Below are 4,854 nucleotides of genomic sequence, written 5' to 3'. Positions count from 1 at the left end.
TTGCCATGGACTTCCCCTTCGAGTGAGTTGATGGAGCGTGAGAACCCCATCGTGGCACCTTGATGCCGTCGCCCGCAACGGGCACCTGATTCGGGACGGGGAAGTCCCTTTCATTCATAGATGCCCCGGCGGGCCACCCCGCCGAAGGCCGCGAACGAGCGCGTATGGGCATCGAACAGCATCTCGTGCCCCTGGCTCGGATAGGCAACCAGCCAGAACGCCCGCGACGCACATAGCTTCATGTGCGACACCTGCAGCTTGCGGTAAATGCCGCCGACAACCAGTCCTTCCTCAGACCAGTCAAACTGGAATGCCTCGCCCAGCTCGAATCGCAGCGGCACAAACGCCGACTTCGAAACCGCCTTGCCTTCGCCTTGCCGCCAGGCCCGGATGAAATCGGTCACCCGCGAGTAACAGCCGTCGTAGCCGCCAGCCTTGATCTCCTGGAACAGCATCCAGGCGGTGCGGCGTTCCTTCTTCGGTCGCCGCGCGTCGACACTGAGCGCCTGCACCAGCACCTCATGAAACGGCGTCAACCGGGTCGGCTGCGACCGCCGCTGATACTTCGGCTCCTCCTGAACATCCATGTTCAGATATTTACTAATCGTGTTGCGCGACAGGCTTGTGAGACGCGCTATCTCGCGTACCGACTTGTTCTGGCGGTGGAACATCCGCCGCACCTTGCCAATCATCGTCATCGGGGATCATCCCCAAACACCCTGCCAGAAAAACTAGCAGGATAGGTTGATTGCCCGGCTCAATTTTCAGTCGGCGCGATCCCTACATGTGGCTGAATTTTCGGTCGGCGTAAACAACCGACGCCAGCTTCCAGTTGCCTCCGGTCGCGATATCCAGCCACCACGGTTCGTGAAAAATCGAGCGCTCGTTCAGACCGGCGCGTGCGGCGTGGACAACAGTTGTCCTGGCGTTGTTCACATCGGCGCATCCGCTCGGGTTCGATTTGTGGTGCAGGCATCAGCGTCACGGAGACGTCTTCGCTAACCATGTTCACGGTACCAGCGTAACTGTCGCAAGCAGCCACATAAGGATCCAATCGGCTGGAGCGTTTACAGATAACGGGTTTGAATATCGACACGGCCGCCGAGGCTTCATTCATGAGACCCGTTATATAGTCGCTGCCCCGTCGCGCGTTGGCGCCAAACACCACCGTTGCGGCGTCACGTCACGTTGTGGTCACCATCCTGAAGTGAACCCGGAAAGTGCGGCAGATCAAGCGTAGCGGCAGTTGGGCTGCACCACTGTGGGCGACCAGACATTCGAAATGTTGAAACCGCCGCCCTACCTTCAGGACATCACCCCGTTGCCGCGCTGGGCCCAACCAGCAGTGTTGTAAGAAATTTACCGGTTTGTAAATTTAAAAATCGATCGCCGCCCGCGATCCGAGCGCAGCACCGTCGCCTCCTTGCCTGCGGCGCATCCAGTTTTAATGCTGCATAAAATACCTTGGGCGTTGTTACAAACGGAAATTCTGCATCTTGAACCGAGGAACGATGAACGATACCTTCAGGTCACTCCTGCGGACTACCCTGTCCACGCGGGACGTGTTTTCAGCGGCGTCCTGGTTCTGACCCGGTGACGCCGCTTTTTGCTCAGGCTTTTCGATTACAGCGTTTGAGAGCGGACCGTCGATGTGCGTCACGCCAGCCAGTGTCGCTCAGCCGTAATCGTTTCGTATTACTATCAGGTGCGAGCGTGGATCGCCAACCCTGCTTTTCTCGCGCTGCGCAGGCCATAGGTCTTATGATTAATCCGGCGGCGCCGCAGCGTGGAATACACGTCCTGAACAGACGTGGCAAAGAGGGCATTCATTCGCTGCCCCAGGACTGAGGAGGAGACAGTGCGGGACCATATCTGCCAGCCATACCGGGATCTCGGCGTACACGTACATGTCGACGAGACCACAGCACGTTCCTTCAACGGTGCCGAGCCACGCTATACCGTCACCTGGTATGTGCATAAGAATGCTCAGTTCATTCCGGAAAACGTGGTTGCAAGTCATGCAGAGTCACTTGAATTTGCGTGCCCCGAGGAGGCCGTCGCCTACGGTCAGCGTCGTGCGTATACCTTCGTTGATTGCGCATTCGTCGTCTCGAGGAAGTGACGTCATCCCGCGCGAGTCAGGAGTGCGCCCTCCCCAGACCGCATCAGCGGCCTCTTGAGGCAGGTCGTGAATCAGGCCGCCCGGCGGTCGCCACTAACGACTGCATCCACGCGGCCCGTCCAGGCGAGTGACGAGTGGCACCCTCAAGGATTACGTGAATGCTAATGTTGAAGCGTCGGACCGGTGTCAGGCTTCATCGTGCTCAGGCATCGGCAGCTCTGCAGCCGCCCAGCGTCGGTCGCGTATCTATGACGCCGGCGCCACATGGGGTGGTTTGCGTTGCGGGTTTTACCACGCTCGCGGTTCATTTCAGAGCGCCTATAACGGTGCGCCATCGCACGCGTGGCGCTCTCATGCGAGGAGTAATCTTCCCCCGAGACGTGATGTCAAACAGGCCGCTTCATGCGGCTCTGGCGAGGCAGCGATGACGGTCCCGGATTTCCACTACGAAATCATCACCGACGAACATGCATTGGCCGGATTGCAACCCGAATGGGGACGCGTTGTGGACGCGCGCAGGGGGGCGGCACTACCTGTCGTTCGCGTTCTGCTGGACTGCGTGGCAGCAGGTAGCGAAGCCGAAGGGCAGGTCATTGCGCTGCATTATCCGGCGCGACGAAGGCCGGCTTGCCATGGTATGGCCGCTTGTCCTGCGTCGCCGGCTCATGTGGGCCTGCCTGGCACCGCTGTCCCCTGAGGCAGCCGATTACTCGGACATACTCATGGAAGCGCGTGCCGGGACCCTCTACTGGATCGAAGGCGCCTGGCACATCGCGACTGGGCACTGTGGCGCCGATTCCGTGCACCTGCCATACCTGCATGAGTCGGCGGACGTTTACCGCGTCGCCGGGCAGGACCGGTCGCTCGTGATGCGGCAGCGCCACATTTCAGACGTCGCGAAGCTCAGCATGGAATGCAGAGAGCACGACTGGACATCGTTCTGCGATTCGCTGACCGTGCTTGAGCAAAGTAAAAAGCCTGGTTCCATCACGCGTCGCCTGGCGAAGAAAGGGCAGCTGGATGCATGGCTGGTAGACCCGTCAGACAAGGGCGCCGTTGCGTCTGCCATAGACCTGATGCTCGAATGGAAACGTGACTGGAGCGATCGTGTCAGCAAGCATGGGCAGTGGATAACGTCCGTTCACTACCGGAACTTCCTCGTCGAGTGGTTATCGTCGCCATTCACAACGGAAGCCCATCTGCTCGTTGTCGCGCTTGAGGGCGAGCCGCTCGCGGCGCTCGTGTTCAGCGTCGACAACCGCTGCGCGAGCACGATCTTTTCGGGCTTCGACCAGGCGCAACGCAAACTCTCGCCTGGTTTTCTTTTGTACGAACATGTGGTGCAATGGGCGTTCGACCGACGGCTGGATCTCGACTTCGGCGCAGGCGATGAGCAATACAAAGAATTTTGGGCCCGTGGCAACATGGCGGGCGTCTGGACGTTGCGGACCGTGAGTTCGCCGTGGGGGCGTCTGGGAATGCGTGCTCTACGTCTACAAGAGGAGATCATGTCCCATGCGAAGGGAACGCTGCAGACCTTGCGCAGAACGTGAATACGTCACAGATCCAGGTTCGACGGCGGACATCATTCACTGATCACACGACCTGTCGATTTCTCGATCACGGCGCCTCGCTTATTGGGTATGTCTTCCTGCACGACGAGTTCAAGCCCCTCGCCCTGCTTCGCCGATCGCTTAAGTTTCCGCTCAGGTGCGCGTGCTAGATTGGCCAAGGTAGGTTCCGTTCGTCAACGGCAGGAGCCACGACCGCCAGGACGGAGCAAGGCAGCGACAAAAGAGAGGTCAACCTCATGCCAAAAGGAAAATCTCGCGGCGGCGCCATGATCTCTCCTACTGCTGCTCGAGCAATCTACTTCCTCGAACTTGCCCGCGGCTGTTCACACGTCAGCAGTATGCTTACACCCGATACCCGTACCCGGGCGATCACCGAGGTCATCGGTGAGTTTCGCAACCTGTATGGGAATGAGGAAGTAGCACTGTTTAAAGAGTTGCTTGCCGAGGATCTGGAACGACGAGGTAAAGGCGACGCTGCATTAGAAGTACGTGGCTTCATTTGTGCCTAGGAGACACACCTTGCTGATGCAGCAGTACCTCCTTCGCGCCAGATAAGCCTTTGCGCGACGGCCTACGCCATAGCCCACGCTCATCAATTTCCGGTCCGCCCGCTGTCGGCCACTTCCCGACACTCACGCGCGTACGCGCGCGGACACTCCAACGGCTGCTATGCCTCACCAAACGGCCTTCAAACACCGAGCAGAATGAACCGGCTGCGGCTGACGGGATTTTCGCTACACTCGCGGCGCTCACGTTGGACATAAGCAGCCGACAAGCCCGTCTCGACGGATGGCCCTGCGGGTCGGCAGTCGCGTGAACACGTTCTTCAGATAGCTGCCCATTGGACTTTGCTGAGCGTAACAGGCTCATGATGGCTGCAGCACGTCGGCCTACTCGTAGCGAGCTGGCGATGGTGTACAGGCGTCATCAGCGAGTAGCTGGCGACGAAAAATGCCCGGGCTTGAGCCCACATCAGGGCCGGCCGTGGGAGAGGAATTACGGGAAATTCCAGATTGGATAGCGTCAAGCAGGACGTCCGGTTTACCGACAAACATCTTGGCCGCTCGGCCGAGGTGATTGTCGCTGTGTCAGGGGGTCATGGTTGTCGCTCCGTTCGGGTTGTCAGTGGGTAATTGACGGCGGCGCTCTTTCTGTTTG

At 59.2% G+C, this 4,854-nt stretch carries 3 protein-coding genes and 1 pseudogene; 2 read left to right on the top strand and 2 right to left on the bottom strand.

Going from position 1 to position 4,854, the window contains the following annotated elements; genetic code table 11:
* Positions 1 to 113: 113 nt before the first annotated feature.
* Both istA and ACTJLC_RS31595 read right to left on the bottom strand, forming a co-directional pair.
* Positions 114 to 698, bottom strand: a pseudogene (gene istA / locus ACTJLC_RS31600) (IS21 family transposase); the annotation flags it as partial.
* A gap of 59 nt (positions 699 to 757) precedes the next feature.
* Positions 758 to 1,117 (bottom strand): hypothetical protein, encoded by a 360-nt coding sequence (locus ACTJLC_RS31595; RefSeq protein WP_440846392.1) that lies wholly within the window; start codon positions 1,115 to 1,117, stop codon positions 758 to 760.
* Positions 1,118 to 2,844: 1,727 nt separating this feature from the next.
* Here ACTJLC_RS31595 and ACTJLC_RS31590 point away from each other — a divergent pair.
* Positions 2,845 to 3,675, top strand: coding sequence for a GNAT family N-acetyltransferase (locus ACTJLC_RS31590; RefSeq protein ID WP_440846390.1), 831 nt, complete (start codon positions 2,845 to 2,847; stop codon positions 3,673 to 3,675).
* Between the two features lie 257 nt (positions 3,676 to 3,932).
* Positions 3,933 to 4,205, top strand: a complete 273-nt coding sequence (locus ACTJLC_RS31585) for a hypothetical protein (protein WP_440846388.1) — start codon at positions 3,933 to 3,935, stop codon at positions 4,203 to 4,205.
* The last annotated feature ends 649 nt before the right edge of the window (positions 4,206 to 4,854 follow it).

This window comes from Paraburkholderia sp. 22099 (assembly GCF_052045835.1).
In the GTDB taxonomy this organism is placed as follows: Bacteria; Pseudomonadota; Gammaproteobacteria; order Burkholderiales; family Burkholderiaceae; genus Paraburkholderia; species Paraburkholderia terricola.
This window is presented reverse-complemented; position numbering and strand designations above follow the sequence as displayed.